Source organism: Thermobifida alba (assembly GCF_023208015.1).
Taxonomy (GTDB): Bacteria; Actinomycetota; Actinomycetes; order Streptosporangiales; family Streptosporangiaceae; genus Thermobifida; species Thermobifida alba.
Map to the genome: position 1 here is coordinate 1,089,902 of NZ_CP051627.1, position 15,342 is coordinate 1,105,243.

At 75.1% G+C, this 15,342-nt stretch carries 16 protein-coding genes; 6 read left to right on the forward strand and 10 right to left on the reverse strand.

Annotation, left to right across the window (positions count from 1 at the left end):
- The first annotated feature begins 4 nt into the window (after positions 1-4).
- Together FOF52_RS04940 and FOF52_RS04945 are read left to right on the forward strand one after the other, a co-directional pair.
- Complete coding sequence (locus tag FOF52_RS04940; RefSeq protein ID WP_248592647.1) at positions 5-1,975, forward strand: oxidoreductase; 1,971 nt, start codon at positions 5-7, stop codon at positions 1,973-1,975.
- A gap of 35 nt (positions 1,976-2,010) precedes the next feature.
- The gene (locus tag FOF52_RS04945) at positions 2,011-3,057 is read left to right on the forward strand and encodes an NAD(P)-dependent alcohol dehydrogenase (RefSeq protein ID WP_248592648.1); all 1,047 of its coding nucleotides are present in this window, start codon (positions 2,011-2,013) and stop codon (positions 3,055-3,057) included.
- A gap of 334 nt (positions 3,058-3,391) precedes the next feature.
- Here the strand turns inward: FOF52_RS04945 and FOF52_RS04950 are convergent, their stop codons facing one another.
- The 10 genes from FOF52_RS04950 to FOF52_RS04995 all read right to left on the reverse strand — a co-directional run bounded on the left by FOF52_RS04950 (position 3,392) and on the right by FOF52_RS04995 (position 10,795).
- Entirely contained in the window at positions 3,392-5,020 is a 1,629-nt protein-coding gene (locus FOF52_RS04950) for a flavin-containing monooxygenase (RefSeq protein ID WP_248592649.1), read from the reverse strand.
- A gap of 309 nt (positions 5,021-5,329) precedes the next feature.
- Complete coding sequence (locus FOF52_RS04955) at positions 5,330-5,701, reverse strand: hypothetical protein (protein WP_248592650.1); 372 nt, start codon at positions 5,699-5,701, stop codon at positions 5,330-5,332.
- Positions 5,698-6,678, reverse strand: coding sequence for an RNA polymerase sigma factor (locus FOF52_RS04960; protein ID WP_248592651.1), 981 nt, complete (start codon positions 6,676-6,678; stop codon positions 5,698-5,700). The genes FOF52_RS04955 and FOF52_RS04960 overlap by 4 nt, the downstream gene beginning before the upstream one ends.
- Before the next feature lie 80 nt (positions 6,679-6,758).
- The gene (locus FOF52_RS04965; RefSeq protein WP_248592652.1) at positions 6,759-7,355 is read right to left on the reverse strand and encodes a hypothetical protein; all 597 of its coding nucleotides are present in this window, start codon (positions 7,353-7,355) and stop codon (positions 6,759-6,761) included.
- Positions 7,356-7,389: 34 nt separating this feature from the next.
- Entirely contained in the window at positions 7,390-8,037 is a 648-nt protein-coding gene (locus FOF52_RS04970) for a DUF6286 domain-containing protein (protein ID WP_248592653.1), read from the reverse strand.
- 19 nt (positions 8,038-8,056) lie between these two features.
- A complete protein-coding gene (locus tag FOF52_RS04975; protein WP_248592654.1) occupies positions 8,057-8,479 on the reverse strand; it encodes an Asp23/Gls24 family envelope stress response protein in 423 nt (140 codons plus the stop codon).
- The gene (locus FOF52_RS04980; RefSeq protein WP_248592655.1) at positions 8,476-8,655 is read right to left on the reverse strand and encodes a hypothetical protein; all 180 of its coding nucleotides are present in this window, start codon (positions 8,653-8,655) and stop codon (positions 8,476-8,478) included. The genes FOF52_RS04975 and FOF52_RS04980 overlap by 4 nt, the downstream gene beginning before the upstream one ends.
- Before the next feature lie 48 nt (positions 8,656-8,703).
- On the reverse strand, positions 8,704-9,183 hold the full coding sequence (locus tag FOF52_RS04985) for an Asp23/Gls24 family envelope stress response protein (protein WP_248592656.1): 480 nt from the start codon (positions 9,181-9,183) through the stop codon (positions 8,704-8,706).
- A gap of 145 nt (positions 9,184-9,328) precedes the next feature.
- A complete protein-coding gene (locus FOF52_RS04990) occupies positions 9,329-10,000 on the reverse strand; it encodes a class F sortase (RefSeq protein ID WP_248592657.1) in 672 nt (223 codons plus the stop codon).
- A 24-nt stretch (positions 10,001-10,024) separates the two neighbouring features.
- Entirely contained in the window at positions 10,025-10,795 is a 771-nt protein-coding gene (locus FOF52_RS04995; RefSeq protein WP_248592658.1) for a hypothetical protein, read from the reverse strand.
- A gap of 265 nt (positions 10,796-11,060) precedes the next feature.
- Here FOF52_RS04995 and FOF52_RS05000 point away from each other — a divergent pair, with 265 nt between their 5' ends.
- The 4 genes from FOF52_RS05000 (at position 11,061) to FOF52_RS05015 (ending at position 15,339) form a co-directional block, all read left to right on the forward strand.
- Entirely contained in the window at positions 11,061-11,933 is an 873-nt protein-coding gene (locus FOF52_RS05000; protein WP_248592659.1) for a hypothetical protein, read from the forward strand.
- 241 nt (positions 11,934-12,174) lie between these two features.
- Complete coding sequence (locus FOF52_RS05005) at positions 12,175-13,215, forward strand: iron-siderophore ABC transporter substrate-binding protein (RefSeq protein WP_248592660.1); 1,041 nt, start codon at positions 12,175-12,177, stop codon at positions 13,213-13,215.
- 70 nt (positions 13,216-13,285) lie between these two features.
- Positions 13,286-14,302 carry a FecCD family ABC transporter permease gene (locus FOF52_RS05010; protein ID WP_248592661.1) on the forward strand — a complete coding sequence of 339 codons (1,017 nt, stop codon included), beginning with the start codon at positions 13,286-13,288 and terminating at the stop codon, positions 14,300-14,302.
- Positions 14,303-14,319: 17 nt separating this feature from the next.
- Entirely contained in the window at positions 14,320-15,339 is a 1,020-nt protein-coding gene (locus tag FOF52_RS05015) for a FecCD family ABC transporter permease (protein WP_341849823.1), read from the forward strand.
- Positions 15,340-15,342: the final 3 nt, after the last annotated feature.

Genomic DNA, 15,342 nt, shown 5'->3' on the forward strand with positions numbered 1-15,342 from the left:
TCTCATGACAACGCGGGAAACGACACGGTTCCCCCACCTGTTCACCCCCGTCCGCGTGGGCCGGATGGAGCTGCCCAACCGGATCATGGCCACGCCGCACGCCACCCCGATCGGCAACCTGTGGAGCCCCGACGAGGCGGAGGCCGACCGCAACATCGCCTACTGGGCGGCCCGGGCCCGCGCCGGACTGGGCTGGGTGGGAGGAATCAGCGCAGCCCTGGAGAACCGCCTGGTCCCCGGCTTCGAACCCACCGGCGTGGGCGCGGCCGCCCACGGGGTGTTCCGCCTGCCCCACTTCCACGACCGCATCCGCAAGCTCACCGACACCCTGCACGAGGCGGGAGCCCGCGTCACCGCGCAGATCATCATGCAGGGCGGCATGCCGCACGGCCCCTCGCCCACGGTCACCGCCTACGTCGCCAACCAGGTCTCCCACGCCCTCGACCGCGACGAGATCGCCTGGTTCGTCAACGAGTACGCCGAATCGGCCCGGCGCGGCAAGGAAGCGGGCCTGGACGGCGTCGAACTGCACGCCAACCACGACGACCTGCTCGAATGGTTCCTCTCCCCGGCCTCCAACCACCGCGAGGACGAATACGGCGGCGACCTGGCGGGGCGGATGCGCTTCCTCACCGAGATCATCGACGCCATCCGCGCCGAGGTCGGCTCCGACTTCACCCTGGGCGTGCGGATGAACCTCTACCAGGCCCTCGACGGCGGCTACGACGCGGCCGGAGGCGTGGAGATCGCCAGGGCCCTGGAAGCCACCGGCAAGATCGACTACCTGTCGGTCGTCGTCGGCGACAACTGGGGCGCCCCCAGCTACATCCAGCCCCACCACTACCGGCGGGCCCAGTGGGCGGACCTGGCCGCGCAGGTCACCAGGGCCGTCTCCCTGCCCGTCGTCTACACCGGCCGGGTCAGCGACCCGCAGACCGCCGAGGAGGTCATCGCCCGGGGACAGGCGGACCTGGTCGGCATGGCCCGCGCCATCATCACCGACCCCGAGATCGTCGCCAAGGCCGCCCGGGGCCGCGTCCACGAGATCCGCCCCTGCATCGGCTGCAACGAGTGCATCCACCGCCGCCTCGTCGACAAGCTCCCCTTCGCCTGCGCGGTCAACCCGCACGCCTCCCGCGAGATCGACGGCCCCCTGCCCCCGGCCCGCTCCCCCCGGCACGTCCTGGTGGTCGGCGGCGGCCCCGCCGGCATGGAACTGGCCGGACTGCTCGCCGAACGCGGACACCCGGTCACCCTGTGGGAACGCGAGGAGGAACTGGGCGGCCAGATGCGCGTCGCGGCCCGCGCCGCCGAGAACGCCGCCTACCGCGACTTCATCGCCTGGCAGGAGGGACGGCTGCGCCGCGCGGGCGTCGCGGTGGAGCTCGGCCGCACCGCCACCGCCGACGACGTGCTGGCCTTCGGCGCCGACGTGGTCGCCGTGGCCACCGGAGCGGCCCCCCGCCGCCTGGCCGTCCCCGGCGCGGACGCCCCCTTCGTCGTCGACGGCCGCGCCGCGCTGACCAGGGCGGCACCGGTCGGCGAACGCGTCGTGGTCGTCGCCGCCGAGGACCACATGCAGCCGCTGAGCATCGCCGGACACCTCACCGACCACGGCCACCGGGTGCACCTCGTCTACCAGACCCCCGGCCCCGCCCCGCTCGTCGGCAAGTACAGCATCGGCGCCCCGCTGGCCAAGCTCACCGCAGCGGGCGCGGAGTTCACCTTCATGAGCCGGGTGGTGCGCATCGAGGAGGACCGGCTGCGGATCCGCAACGTCTACTCCGACACCCCCGGGGAGATCACCGGCTTCGACAGCGTGGTCGTGGCAGCCGGGGGCGTGCCCGACGACGGCCTCTACCACGAGCTGAAACGGCGCGGCGGAGTCGAGGTGCACCTGCTCGGCGACGCCTACGCACCCCGGCGGATCACCTTCGCCACCCAGCAGGCCCACGCGCTCGCCGCGCTCGTCTAGTCGCCGATGAGAGCACTGCGTTGTCCAGGTGATCGATGAGAGCACTGCGATACGACGGCAAGGCACCGTACCTGGAGGAGGTCCCCGCCCCCACCGCCGGTCCCGGACAGGTGGTCCTGGAGGTCACCGGCGCCGGACTGTGCCACTCCGACCTGGCGGTGATGAGCCGCCCGCCGCAGGACCTGCCCTACGACCTGCCGATCACCCTCGGCCACGAGGCGGTCGGCGTGGTCGTGGACGTCGGCGCCGGGGTGCGCGGCCTGTCCGGGGGAGAGGAGGTCGCGGTGTACGGACCGTGGGGCTGCGGCGCCTGCCGCTCCTGCCTGGCCGGCGCGGAGAACCACTGCCCGTACGCCCGGGCGGCGGGCATCCTGCCGCCCGGGCTGGGGGCGGACGGCGCCCTCGCCGACTACCTCCTCGTCGACCATCCCCGCCACCTGGTCCCCCTGGGCGGCCTCGACCCGGTCCGCGCCGCACCGCTGACCGACGCCGGACTGACCTCCTACCACGCGGTCAGGTCCGCGCTGCCCGGGCTGCCGCCCGACGGGACGGTCCTGGTGATCGGGATCGGCGGCCTGGGGCACGTGGCCGTCCAGATCCTGCGCGCGCTCAGCGCGGCGCGGATCGTCGCGGTGGACCTGGCCGCCGACAAGCTGGACCTGGCGCTGCGGTGCGGCGCGGACTCGGCCCTGTTCGGCGACGACACCGTCCCCGAACAGGTGCGCGAGCTCACCGGCGGCGCCGGCGCCGACGTGGTCCTCGACTTCGTCGCCACCGACGCCACCCTGCGCACGGCCGCGCACAGCCTCCGCCCCGGAGGGGAGATCAGCGTCGTGGGGGTCGGCAGCGGCCGGCTCCCGGTGGCCGTGAACCTGGTGCCCCTCGGGGCCACGGTGCGCACCCCCTACTGGGGGACCCGGTCCGACCTGGTCGACGTCCTCGGCCTGGCCCGCGCGGGCCGGATCACGGTGGAGGTGGAGGAGTACCCGCTGGAGGAGGCGCTCCTGGCCTACGAGCGGCTGGAGCGCGGCCAGGTGCGTGGCCGGGCCGTGGTCACCCCCGCCCGCGCCGCCGACGGGTGAGCCGCGGCGCGGTCCCCGCCGGGCGGCGTGCCCCGTGACGGGGAGGAAGGGCGCGGTGTCCGGGACCGGCTCTCCGGCCGCGGACACCGCCCCCGCCGCACGCGGGGGAGGTGTGCCCGCTGCGCGGTGGGCGGGCCGTCGGCCCGAGGAGGCCTCCTCCGGTGGCGGGTCGTTCCGGACGGCCGGGGAGAACGTCCCTGCGGGGACCGGCGGCGACCACCACGCGTCGCCGGGGGCGGCCTCCTCCCGGGGCCGGGCGCCGGGAGGAGGGACGGGGCCGGGGAGCTCCTCCCCGGCCACCCGCCCCTGCCGGACCGGACCCGGCGGGGTGTGCTCAGGACAGGACGAAGCCCTCGTAGCCGTTGGCGGCCACCTCGTCGCAGATCTTCCGGTAGCGGTGGAAACCGCCGACGTAGAGCATGAAGACCCGAGGCTTGCCGGGCACGTTGGCGCCCAGGTACCAGGAGTTGGCCACGGGGTAGAGGGTCTCGTCGGCGACCTCGTTGACGTGCTCCACCCAGGAGTCCTCCTTCTCCAGGACCGCCTCGGAGCGCGTCAGCCCGTTCTTGAACAGGTACTCGATGTGGTCGGTCACCCATTCGACGTGCTGCTCGATGGAGACCAGCATGTTGCTGAGCGCGGACGGGCTGCCCGGGCCCGCGATGAAGAACAGGTTGGGGAACCCGGCGGTGGACAGGCCCAGGTAGGTGCGCGGGCCCGCGGCCCACTTCTCCTTCAGGGAGGCGCCGCCGACCCCGCGGATGTCGATCTTGAACAGCGCGCCGGTCAGCGCGTCGAACCCGGTCGCCAGCACCAGGGAGTCGAGTTCGTACTCCCGCTCGGAGGTCCGCACGCCCCGGGGGGTGACCTCCTCGATGGGGGCGGACAGCGTGTCGACCAGGTGCACGTTGTCCCGGTTGTACATGTCGTAGTAGTCGATCTCCAGGATGAGGCGCTTGGTCCCGAACGGGTAGCCCTTGGGGACCAGCCGCTCCGCCACCTCGGGATCGCGCACCAGGCCGCGGATCTTGCCGCGCACGAACTCGGCGACCCGCTCGTTGGCCTCCCGGTCGCGCAGGATGTCGCGGTAGGCGGCCAGGATGTCGGGGCCGCCCTTCTCCCAGTACCGTTCCAGGGTCTCGACCAGTTCGTCCTCGCTGACCTCCAGCGCGGACTTCGGCCCCTGGTAGCGGTGGGTGCCGCCGGGGCTGTTGCGGGCCTCCTCGCGGTACTCGGCGTAGCGCGCCTTCAGGTCGGCGAGGAAGCCGGGGTCCAGCGGCGCGTTGCGCGCGGGCATGGCGAAGTGCGGGGTGCGCTGGAAGACGAACAGTTCGTCGGCCTGCTTGGCGATCTGCGGGCTCACCTGGATGCCGGAGGAGCCGGTGCCGATGACGCCGACGCGCTTGCCGGAGAAGTCCACCGGCTCGTGCGGCCAGTTCCCGGTGTGGTAGAACTCGCCGGCGAAGTCGCGAAGGCCGGGGATGTCGGGCAGCTGGGCGACCGACAGCTGTCCGCTGGCCATGACCAGGTGGCGGGCGGTGACCAGGTCGCCCCGGTCGGTCTCGACCCTCCAGGTGCCGCTGTCCTCGTCGAAGGCCGCCGCGGTCACCCGGGTGTCGAAGGTGATCCCGCTGCGCAGGTCGAACTTGTCGGCGACGAAGTTGATGTAGCGGAGGATCTCCGGCTGCGCCGCGTAGCGCTCGCTCCAGTCCCACTCCTGGACGACGTCCTCGGAGAACGAGTAGCAGTACTCGATGCTCTCGATGTCGCACCGCGCCCCCGGGTAGCGGTTCCAGTACCACACGCCGCCCACGTCGCCGGCGGACTCGATGGCGTGCGCCGTGCGGCCCAGCTCCCGCAGGCGGTACAGGGCATACAGGCCGGAGAAGCCGGCTCCCACGACCAGAACGTCCACTTCCTCGGGTGGGTGTCGGCGAGAGGCGACAGACTGCTGCCCGGCCATGGTGCTCCTTATGGTTCTGGGGTAACCAATCAATGCGAATGAATGTTAACAATATTACTGTTGAGGGGAAAGGGGGCCTCAGGCCTTGACTCGGGCTCCCGCCGGTCCGCCGCGAGGCCGCCCGCCCGCCGGGGGAGCCCCGCGCACGCCGCCCCGGACACCGCGCACCGGGTTCGGCCGCGCGTTCTGGGGCGCGGTCGGCAGTCCGGCGCACGCGGCGGCAGGGGGCTTTGAGGACGGGCGCCGCACCAGAGGCCCCCGCGCCGGAGCGCGGCCCCGCCCGCGGGCGGGGCCGCGCTCCGGCGCGGGTCAGTCGGCGGCGGAGCCGGCCGGGGACGGGGCCGCGATCCGGGTGACGACGACGGAGACCGAGACGGGCTCGGGGTGGGCGGGGCCGGTGAGGAGGTGCGCGGTGACTGAGTCGCGGACCGCACGGGCGGCGTCCAGGGCGCGGACGCGCCCGTCCAGGACGCAGCGCACCTCCACGTGCCAGCCGCCGGCGTGGTCGACGCGGACGTCCGCCTCCGCCGGGTCCGCCGTGCCGACGGGGTCCCGCCGGGGGGCGGCGGGGCCCTCCGCGGACGGCTCCGGTGGCCGGGGCTGCAGCCCCGCCACGCCGGGGACGGTGAGCGCCACCCGCGCGGCGGTCTCGGCGATCCGCTGTGCCGTGGACGTGCTCATGGCTTCCCCCAGGAGGCGTCGGCAGACGGTTCCAGCAGGTCGGCGATTTCGAGGTCGACGCCGTCCAGGTCGAGGCCGAGCGCCCGGGCGGCGGAGGCGAACACGGCCCGGCGGGCCCTCCTGGCCTGTCCGGCCAGAGGGGCGTGCGGTGCGACGGCCAGGGTCATGGCCACGCGGACCCCGCCGCCCCGCGGGGTGAGGCGGCAGCTGGCGGCGCGCACGCCGGGGACCGAGTCGGCCGCCGCCCGCAGCACCCCGGCCGCGGCCGTGTCGGCGACCCACAGCCTCTCGTCCGGGGCTCCCAGCGGCAGCGGGCGGCCGGGACCGGTCACGGCGCGGACGGCGGCCGCCACCCGGCCGGTGAACGCCTCCCGGTCCACCGCCGGCCGCCCGCGCAGCGAACGGGCGGCCCCGCCCAGCTCCTCCGGAGCCGTCGGCCCCGCCTCCTCCGCCAGGAGGCGCCGCGCCTGGAGGAGGCGGGCCCGCACGGTCCGCTCGTCGCTCCGCGTGGCGTAGGCGACCTCCTCGGAGGACAGGCCCTGCAGTTCGCGCAGCACCCAGCAGGCGCGCTGCCCGGGGGAGAGCCGGGCGAGCGCGCGGGCGAGGACGGCCTCCTCCGGGGGCCCGGCGGTGCGGGCCGCAGGAGGGGGAGTGGAGGGGGCGGCGAGGCACCGGTCGGTGACGGCACGGTGCATCCAGGTGTCGAACGGAAGGTCGCGGCGCAGGTCAGGCAGGCGCTGCCGGGCGCTGACGAACGCGTCCCGCACGGTGTCCTCGGCCGCCGCCGGGTCGCCGAGCAGCCGGCGGGCCAGTGCGAGCAGGGCGCCGCAGTGCCGGCGCACGAGTTCGGCGAAGGCGTCGTCGTCTCCCTCGGCGGCCCGCACGGCGAGCAGCCGGTCGTCCAGCCGGTCGTCCGGCCGGGCGGGGAAGTCCGCGGCGGCCGTCTCCGCACCGGGGGCCTGGGGCCTGTCGCCCATGCACTCCTCCTCGTTCTGTTCCGTTCCGGCGGGCAGCGCGGACGGCTGGCGGTTCCGCGGGCGCGCCCGCCCGGCAGTGGTCATTCGGCACGCCGCATGCGGTGGCGCGCGACCCTGAACCGCGCCTCGGCGGGCAGGCCGTCCCAGCCGGTGGAGTGGACCACGCGCCGCAGCGGCCCCGTCCACAGCTGGCGCAGGACCGACGCCGGCGCTCCGTGCGGGGTGAGCGTGACGGAGACGAGCGCCCGGGGGCGCCGGGCCCCGCCGACGATCCGGGTGCGGGCATGGTCGACACCCGGAAGCCGGGCGGTGTCGGCGGTGATGGCGTCGGCCAGCGCGCTGTCGTCCAGGGTGACGCCGCCGGCCGGAGAGGCGCCGTCGGGAGTCGGGATCTCCAGGTCGGGCCGCCTGGAGCGGCCCAGGAGCCACCACAGGGCCAGCAGCGCCAGGAGCACGGTCGGCACCAGCCACCACCAGAACCGGTCGCTGAGGCCGCTCAGGGCGGCGCTGTCGAGCAGGACCCCGTCCGGGGCCGACCAGGGCCACCGGCCGGGGGGCGTGAGGCCCCAGCGCCGGTAGAGGTCCAGGCCGCCGGCGAGCGCGAGAAGGCCGCCGGCCAGCAGGGCGAGGCCGACCAGGGCCAGCAGGATCCGGTTGATCGCGGTGCGCGTGTTCATCGGCTTCCTCCGGTGGGCGCGTCGTGCCGCGCGCTCAGGCGAGACGCCGCGCGCGCACGGCGATCCGCGGGGTACGGGCCAGTCCCAGGGCGTCGACCTGCTCGCGCAGCACGTCCGCGACCTCGCCGCGGACCTCGCGCGGGTCGCGGAAGCGCACGTCCACCCGGGCGCGGACGCGGCGCCGCCCCACGCGCACCCGCACCCGCCCCGCGCCGGGCACCCGCAGGGCCGCGTCGCGCAGCAGGAGAGCCGCGCCGCCCCGGTCCAGGTAGGCGCTGGTCGCGTTGGGGCCGTCCCCCGGCGCCATGAGGGGCAGCCAGTTGCGCAGCCCGGGAGTGAGGGCGAGCACCAGCAGCCACAGGCCCAGGACCGCGGCGACGGCGGCTCCGGCGAGCACCCAGGGGTCGCTCAGGGGGCGGGCGGTCAGCTCCCCGGTCAGACCGCGGAACCAGCCGCCTGCCCCCGCCCACACGGCGGCGGCGCCGTACAGCAGGGCCGCACACGCGGCCAGCACCGCCAGCGCCACCAGCGACGCCGGAAGGTTCCGCCGCGACCACAGCCTCCTCGACCGGTGCGGTCGGAAGTCCGTCGCGGCGGAGGCGCCCCCGCTGTCGGGGCGCGGCGCGGACTCCTGCACGGAGGCCGCGGGAGCAGTCGGGGACGGCGGGTTGTCCAGGGACATGGGTGTGCTCCTGACCGGGTCAGCGGACGCGGCGGCGGTCGGGCCCGTCGGTGAGGACGAGGCGCCGGACGGTGAGGTCCACCTCGTCCACGGCCAGGCCGGTCAGCGCGGTGACCCGTCGGTTGATCAGCTCCTGCAGTACGCCGACGGAACGGGCGATGTCGACGGGGTAGGGCAGGTCGAGGGCGAGCGCGACCCGGGCCGAGCCGCCGCGCACGGACGCCGACGCCTTGGGCGTGCCGAGTCCGAGGCGGCCCGGCGGCGCGCCGAACCGCTTCTCCAGCGCCTCGCGGGCGGCGCGGGCCGCGATCTTGGCCACGACCCGGTCCGGGACCAGGGTCGTGCCCCGCTCGGCGGGCGGCGGAAGAGGCCCGGCCGACTCCCGGCCGCCGGGCGGGGCCGGCGCGGAGCCGACCGGTCCGGTGAAGGATTCAGCGGTCATCGCCGCTCCCACTGCCGGGCGAACCGGCCCACGTCGACGGTGCCGTCCAGGGCGAGGCCGACCACCAGGCCGGCCGCTCCGAGTACGGCCACCAGCAGGAACGCCCAGAACCCGCCGAACGCTCCGGCGAAGCCCAGCGCCATGCCGGCGGCCAGGCCCACGGTCGCTCGGTTCATCACTCACTTCTCCTGTCTCAGGTCGCGGACGGCTGTGCGGGGCGCGGCCTACTCCACACGACCCTCGGGAGCCTCCTCTTCCTCCTCCTCCGGCAGGTGGACGTCGTCCACGGCGATGTTGACCTCGACGACGTCCAGGCCGGCCATGCGCTCCACGGCCGAGATCACGTTGCTGCGCACGTCCCGGGCGACGTCCATGATGGGGATGCCGTACTCGACGACGACGTTCAGGTCCACGGCCGCCTGGCGCTCCCCCACCTCGACCTTCACCCCCCGCGCGATGTTGCGCTGGCCGCCGGGGACGCGTTCGCGCACGGCTCCCAGGGCACGGCTCGCGCCGCTGCCGAGGCTGTGGATGCCGGGCACCTCGCGGGCGGACATGCCCACGATCTTCTCGACCACGCTGTCCGCGATGGAGGTCCTGCCGCGCTCCGTGGCCGGGACGTCGGTGCCGGTGCGCCCCTGCGGCACGCGCGCCTGTTGGCGGGTCTCGGCCTGCTCACTGCGGGTGGTGGCGGTTTCTGCCATGCCTTCTCCTCGGTCGTTGCGGTCACCTTGCGGTGCCTGTCCTGGACTGCTGACCAGTTCGCTTCGGGATTCCCACAACGGGGGATACGTTTTGGGTAATGCTTCGACGATGGAGGCGGGGCGGGGCCGCTGCGGGCGGCCCCGGTCAGGACGGGCGGTGCCGAGCCTCGGGGCGAACGGCGCTCAGCCGAGCGAAGACGACGGTGTTGTCGCGGTAGCTGCCCGCGGCGTGGTCGAACTCGCCGCCGCAGGTGATGAGCCGGAGTTCGGCGCGGCCGCCGGTGGGCCCGTAGACCAGGTCCGTGGGGAAGTCCGCCTTGGGGTAGCGGTGGACGGCGTAGACGGTGAACAGCGCGGTGCTCCCGTCGGCGCGGTCGACGGCGGCGGTGTCGCCGGGGCGCAGTCCGGCCAGGCGGTGGAAGACCGCGGGGGCGGTGCCGGAGTCGACGTGCCCGCCGAGCACCGCGGCGCCGACCTGGCCCGGCGCGGGGCCGTGCGTGTACCAGCCGACCCGCCCGTAGTCGCGGGGCACCTCGATCTCCCCGTCGGGGCGCAGGCCGAGCCCGACCAGGCCGTCCGTGCGCAGGCCGATCGCGGGGACCTCCAGCGCCACGGGTTCGGATCGGGGCAGCGGCGCCACCGCGGCCGCCCCGGCCGGCGGCGGCACGGGGGCCGGGGCGGCCGCGGGCGGGGCACCGGCGTACCCGGAGCCGCCGCACAGGGTGAGGGCCAGTACCAGTCCCGCCGCGCGGGCCGCGGCGGTGGCCGCCGGGGCGCTTCCCCGGCGGCCACCGGACGGTGGACGGTCGGTGTCCATCAGGTCTTCCTCGGCGGGGTGCGCTCACCCACGGCGGGCGGTGCCCGCGAACCGGTGGCGGACGGCGGCTCCCGCCCCCGCGGCGGCGGCGAGCAGCGCGCTCGCGGCGAGCGCTGCGGTGTCGACAGAGGGCGCGGCGGTGCCGCCGGCGCCCGCGGCCATGCCGCCTCTGGGGGCGGGGACCAGTTCACCGCAGGTCGCGGGGTCGGTGGCTTCGGCGGGGAGCGACGGGTCCAGGTCGCTCTTGCCCGCGCCCTGGAAGTCGTAGGTCCCGTTGCCGTTGTGGTCGACGCCGTGCTGTTCGAGGACGGCCTTGCCGCTGCGCAGCGCCGCGGCGACGTCCTCGGGGACCTCGAAGGTCCGGTGGTACTCGACGGTTCCGTGGGCGTCGGCGACGGGCATCCGGTCGATCGCCAGGGCACTGGCGGGGCTGGTGTCGCCTTCGGTGGTCAGGGAGATGCGTACGCCGCCCAGGTAGGGCTCGCCCTCGGTGGTGCTGAGCCGCCCGTCGTCGGTGATGTCGTCGGCGGCTTCGGGGGGTGCGCAGCGGTGCTGCCCGCCGATGTGGAAGTGCTGGGCGTGCGGGGAATGCGCGAGCAGCCCGCCGGACTCGATGTGGACGGTGACCCGCGTGCCCTTGACGGTTACTTTCGCGGTGCCGTGGGCGCCGGACTGGTTGACCGGGCTGAGGTTCGCGTGCAGGACCGCTGCGCCGTCGGCGTGGGCGGGCGCGGCGGCCGCGAGCGCGCCGACCGGGACCGCGACCGCGAGCAGGGCCAGTTTCCTTCTGTCCATGGACATCTCCCCTGGGACGTCGCCGGTGCCCCTTCGGCACCGGACCCGACTGGCGGGCGCCCCGGCCAGTACCCCCCGGGGGACGGAGTGGCATTCCTGGGCCACGCAACCCTGGGCGATGATTTGTCCGGCTTGGCGAAGCGGGGAGGGAAGGCGGCATGCTCTTGGGGGAAAGTGGCCGGTTCCTTGCGGACGATCGGGTTTCCCCTTCCCCGCCGGTCGGGGGCCGGGGAGCGCCGGCCCTCCGGGAGGAGAGGAGGCGTCCATGCCCGACGGCGGTGCGCCCAGGCCGGTGACCGGGGTGCGCGTGGACCACAGCGGGCCGGGCGGAGGGCGCGTCCGGATCGCCTTCGAGGTCGACGTCGAACCGCTGCCCGGCGGCGCGGCCGGCGGCCTCGAGTTCGCCGCCGCCCTGCCCAAGACCGCGTCGGCGCCCGCCGCGGACGTGCTCGCGCGGCTCGGCCGGTGCCTGGGGGAGGCGTGGCGGGAGACCGGCGGCGGCAGCCGTCCCCTGTTCCGCGCCCGCGCGGTGCTGCGGGAGGCACGCTGGCACGGCGACCTCCGCCTGCCCGGCGCCGCCGACACCGTCGAACAGGCGGCCCGCCTCGCCGTGGACGAGGCGGAGCGGGCGCTGGCCGAAGACCGCGCACCGCGCCCGGTCGGCCGGGAGGCGCTCGGCCGCCCTCCCGCGCTGCCCCGCGCAGTGCGCGGCGTGTACGTGCGCAACATCGTCCAGACCTCGTGCTTCGGCCCGTGGGCCGTGGTGTGGGCCGACGCCGAACCGCTGCCCGGCGGCGCGGCCGACGACCTCGAGTTCGCCACCGCCCTGCCCGCGACGTGCCCCCTCCCGGACGAGCCGCTGCCGGACGCCTACGCCGCCGCGTTCGGCCGCGGGGCGCGCGAGGTGCTGGAGCGGCGCGGCCGCGGCCGGCCGGTCTTCGCCGCTCGGCTGGTGCTCCGCGACGCCGTCTGGAGTGAGGTGGACTCCACCGAGCGGGGGTTTTGCTCCGCCGGTCGGCTCGCCGCGGCCGAGGTGCTGCGCTGCGTCGCGCAGAACCGCGACCCGCGGCCGGTCGGGCGCGGTGCGGACCCCGGCGGGCCGGTCCCGCCGATGCCGGGCCTGCGTCGGCGGTTCTGAGCGCGGCGGCCCCGCTCCCCGGCCTCTCCTCCGCACCCCGGAACCGCACCGGGTTCAAAATTTTTGAAATCCCAAATGACTAAGGTTAGACTTACCTTTGTTTTTGGCGTATTGTTCGCTTTTGTCTGGTTTGGCGGTTGCTTGCTCTTTTCTGGGAGGAAGCGGCCGCCTCTGTGACGAGGGCCCACCCCCGTCCCCGACGAAGGCGCAGTCTCCCGACGCAGCGAAGAAAGAAGCGAGCATGGACTCGAAGCTCCGCACCCTGACCCGCCGCGCCGGCGGCGCGGGTGCCGCCACCGTCCTGGCCCTCGGCCTGGCCGCCTGCGGCGGCTCCGGCGCGGGAGGCGGGGAGGACGCCCCCTCGGCCGGCGGCGCGTTCCCGGTCAGCATCGAGAGCGCCCTGGGCGTCGCGGAGATCACCGAGGCCCCCGAACGGATCGTCACCCTGGGCCAGGGATCGGCCGAGACCGCCATCGCCCTGGGCACCGTCCCCGTCGGCATCGAGAGCTACGAGTGGGGCAGCGACGAGACCGGCTACCTGCCGTGGATCCACGAGGCCGTCACCGAGGCCGGAGAGGAACTGCCGGTCCAGTTCACCGGCGGCGAGGACATCGACTTCGAGGCCGTCATCGAACTGGAGCCCGACGTCATCCTGGCCCCCTGGTCCGGCATCACCCAGGAACAGTACGACATCCTCAGCGACATCGCCCCCACCGTCGCCTACCCCGACCTGCCGTGGAGCACCGACTGGGACCAGCAGATCGAGATCATCGGCGAGGCGCTGGGCCGCAGCGAGGAGGCCCAGGGGCTGATCGACGACATCGAGCGGCAGTTCGAGGAGGCCGCCGCCTCCCGCCCCGAGTACGCCGACCTCACCTTCTCCTACATCTACACCGACGGCCCCGGCACCCTCGGCGTCTTCATGCCCGACGAGCAGCGCGTGGCCATGGTGCGCGGCCTCGGCCTGCAGGTCGACCCGGTCGTGGAGACCCTGCCCGAGACCGAGGGCACCGACTCGGCGGTGATCGGCCTGGAGAACGCCGACAAACTGAAGGACAGCGACCTCATCTTCACCTTCTACACCGACGCCGAGACCCGCGAGGAGATCGAGGCGCAGGAACTGTACGCGTCCATCCCGGCGATCGCACGCGGATCGGTGGTGGTCAGCGACGACACCTCGTTCGTCACCGCCTCCTCCATCATCAACCCGCTCACCGTGCCGTGGGTGCTGGACCGCTACCTCCCCCTCATCGACGAGGCGGTCGAGGCACTCGACCGCTGACCGGTCCAGACGCGCGGCCCGCCGACCCCGGGCCGCGCCCCGTCCGCTCCCCGCGACCCCGAAGGCGATCGTGACCACGACAACGGCGCCACCCCAGGCCAGACCCGCCCGCACCGCCCTGCTGCTCGGCGGAGCGCTCCTCGCCCTCGGCGGAGCGGTCCTGCTCAGCCTCGCCGTGGGCAGCAAACCCACCACCCCCGGACAGGTGTGGGCGGCACTCACCCACACGGCCGACCCCTACATCGCCGCCGTGGTGGCCAGCCGCTACCCCCGCACCGTGCTGGGCGTCCTCGCCGGAGCGGCCCTGGCCCTGTCCGGGCTGCTCATGCAGGGCATCACCCGCAACCCGCTCGCCGACCCGGGCCTGCTCGGCGTCAACGCGGGCGCGATGGCGGCCGTGGTCACCGCCATCGCCCTGCTCGGCCCCGCCTCCACCACGGCGACGGTCTGGTGGGCGCTGCCGGGGGCGCTGCTGGCCGGACTGGTCGCCTACTCCGTGGGCGGCCGGGAGAGCACCGGCGGAACGGTCCGCCTGGTTTTGGCCGGAGCGGTGGTCTCGGCGGTGCTCACCGCCTACGTCCAGGCGGTCGCGTTGAGCATGCCCGAGGTCTTCGACCACTACCGCTTCTGGGTGGTGGGCTCCCTGGCGGGCCGCGGATTCGACGTGGTCGCCGCGGTCCTGCCCTTCGTGGGCGTCGGCGTGCTGCTGGCCCTGCTGCTCGCGGGCGGCATGAACGCGCTGGCGCTCGGCGAAGAGACCGCGACCTCGCTGGGCGCCAACCCCACCCTCGTGCGGTCGGGCGGCCTGGTCGCCGCCACCCTGCTGGCCGCGGGGGCCACCGCGGCGGCCGGACCGATCGCGTTCGTCGGCCTGGCCGTGCCGCACGTGGTGCGCACCCTGGCCGGCGGCGACTTCCGCCACCGGGTGCCGCTCGCGCTGCTGGCCGGCCCGACCCTGCTGCTGCTGGCCGACGTCGTGGGCCGCTTCCTGCTGCGCCCCGCCGAACTGATGGTCGGCGTGGTCACCGCGTTCGTCGGCGCCCCCTTCCTGCTCTACGCGGTGCGCCGGATGCGGGAGACCGCATGAGAAGCGCCCGGCCGCCGATGCTGCGCGTGGGCTCCGCGGTGGCACTGCCGCTGCACCCGCGCTCCCTGCTGTGGACCCTGCTGCTGCTGGCCGCCCTCCTGGCCGCCGCCGCGGCCACCCTCTGCCTGGGCCGCCTGGGCGTCCCCCTCCCCGAACTGGCGGGCGCGCTCACCGGAGACGCCTCTCCCGCCCAGACGTTCGTGCTGAACCGGCTGCGCGGCCCCCGCCTGGTCGTGGCGCTGGGCACCGGCGCGGCCCTGGGCCTGGCGGGAGCGCTGTTCCAGTCCGTCACCCGCAACCCGCTGGGCAGCCCCGACGTGATCGGACTGAACTGGGGCGCCGGCGCCGGAGCCGCGCTCGCCGCCCTGGCCCTCCCCGGTGTCGTCCCCGTCCCCCTGGGCGCGCTGCTGGGCGCGGCGGCCGCGGTGCTCCTCGTCACGGCCGCGACCGGGACCGGCCTGCGCCACCCCGGCCGGCTCATCGTCGCGGGCATCGGGGTGGCGGCGATGGCCGCGGCCTTCACCCAGTTCGTGGTCTCGGCGCTGGCCCGCGACCAGGCCAGCGTGCTCGCCGCCTACGTCAACGGCACCCTGTCGGCCCGCTCCTGGGAGCACGCCCTGACGATCTGGCTGGTGGTGGCGCTGACCACGCCGCTGCTCGCAGCCCTGGCCCGACCGGTCGCGCTCAACGAGATGGGCGACGAACTCGCCGACAGCCTCGGGGCGAACGCCGCCCGCACCCGCACCAGCGCGATCACCCTGTCGGTGGTGCTGTCGGCGGCCGCGGTCAGCGTCGCCGGGCCGATCGCGTTCGTGTCGCTGACCGCGCCGCAGATCGCGCGGCGCCTCACCCGGGCCTCCGGCCCCAACCTGGTGGTGTCGGCCCTGGTCGGCGCCCTGGTCCTCACCCTGGCCGACCTCGCCGTGCAGCACTTCCCGTTCGCCGACGGGCTGCCGGTGGGGATCGCCACCCTGGCCGTGGGCGGCGTCTACCTGGGATTCCTGCTGGTACGCGAGTGGCGTAGGGGAGTGCTGTGAACC